We start from the raw sequence: 1,711 nt of genomic DNA on the forward strand, positions 1-1,711 counted from the left end.
AGAGGGTGTTTGAAAAGTTTTTAATGTATAAACAGACCCCTCTCCAAACCTCTCCCCGAAGCGGGGAGAGGCTTTGAAAACCCCCTTCCCTCGTAGGGAAGGGGGCAGGGGGGTTAGGTTTTTGGAGATTATCGGTTTCATCTAATACTTTTAAAACATCCTCTTAACTATGATTCTAGCTTTTCATGGGAATATGAAATCCAGATGAAATGTTTTGTGATATTAATCTTTATTAACAAAATAACTGTCTATCAACTTTCAACGTTTAAAAATTATCATTTTATTACCCACAACTGGACTACGGGCAATTATTTTCCCTTGAAAATCAACAACTTCTAAATGGATAAAATTAAGTTCTTGGGAACGTTGTAATATATCCGCTGCTAGTTTATCCTGTTGAGATTTTTCCAGGTTATACCAAATATCACTAATTTTCACAGTTAAATCACTAGTACGGAAGTTAGCTTGAAGAGGTTTTATGAGTTGAGAAATAATATTTTTATCCTGCGTATTTTTAACAGCAATGGTAATATCCGAAAACTGATTTTCAATTGCTGCTAGTAAAGCTTGTTCAGGTGTTAATTCGATAACTGGAGTTGGGGTAGTTTCAGTTTCTATAACCGGAGTTGGTATGACTTCCGGTTCAACAACTGGGGTGGGGGTTGGTATGACTTCAGGTTCTATAACTGGGGTGGGAGTTGGTTCTGGTTCTATAACTGATTTTGGTGGGATAACCGCTTCTACCGGGGGAACAGTTGCGACTTCCACAGATTTAGGAATAAACATAAATGTAGTTATTCCTATTGTCACCACAAAAATTACTGCAAAAATCCCTGTCAGCAGCGTATCTGATACATTGTTAGATATATTTGATGGTAAAAATAAGCGGAATGTCCTTAAAAATCCATCCCAACGCCATAAAAAATTAGTTTTTTTCTGAGTATCAGCGGGTGTTTCTGTCTCCAGTTTAACTACTGTAGTTTCTAAAACACCAATCGTCCCCCGCAAAACTTGGATAATTGCCGTTTTCCAAATTGGTTGATTTTTTTGATAGAGTGTAGGTGCGGGTTCACTTCTTGGTTTTCTACGTTTTTCTCCTGACATGGAACTTTTACCCAAATTAGCGAATCAAAAATATCAATACCTTGTCCAAATTGGAAAAAGCATTGATTTGTAGGTTGGGTTGAGGTACGAAACCCAACAAATGCGTCGGGTTGCGCGATCGCTTAACCCAACAAAGGAGAAAATGGACAAGGTATTGAAATATAGCAATACCTTGTCCAAATCGAAAAAAGTCTTGATTTGTAGGTTGGGTTGAGGTACGAAACCCAACAAATGCGTCGGGTTGCGCGATCGCTTAACCCAACAAAGGAGAAAATGGACAAGGTATTGAAATATAGAAAGCATATTTTGACTATAATCATCTATTGTGCCATTTAGTCAACCACCCATCACTTCCCTTCGGGTAAGTGAGGGCTTGTAAAAGCCTAGTTGACCAGACTCAGTTCTTAACCGAACTACGTTAGAGGTAAGAGTTAAAGACCTACCAGAGGATGCGTAGCTAGTTCCCTGCTCTAGAACTTAAAAGTTAAACAGGCTTAAGGGTTAAACCAGTGCTTTTAAGATAGTTACCGACCTCTAACATTGTCGTTCGCGCCAGCGTGCCGGAGGCATCTAGCTAACATTACCCGCAAGGAGGCTCTTTGGAGCA

The 1,711-nt window shown here is 39.3% G+C and carries 1 protein-coding gene; it reads right to left on the bottom strand.

The genetic code is table 11. The features are described from left to right. Positions 1–258 precede the first annotated feature (258 nt). On the bottom strand, positions 259–1,104 hold the full coding sequence (locus IQ228_RS25755) for a hypothetical protein (RefSeq protein WP_027402822.1): 846 nt from the start codon (positions 1,102–1,104) through the stop codon (positions 259–261). Positions 1,105–1,711 lie beyond the last annotated feature (607 nt).

Origin of the sequence: Dolichospermum sp. LEGE 00246, from assembly GCF_015207865.1 — a bacterium.
GTDB classification, from domain to species: Bacteria; Cyanobacteriota; Cyanobacteriia; order Cyanobacteriales; family Nostocaceae; genus Dolichospermum; species Dolichospermum heterosporum.

Excerpts from the sequence above, each read along its gene's own strand:
- IQ228_RS25755 (WP_027402822.1), bottom strand. The coding sequence starts at position 1,104 with ATGTCAGGAGAAAAACGTAGAAAACCAAGAAGTGAACCCGCACCTACA.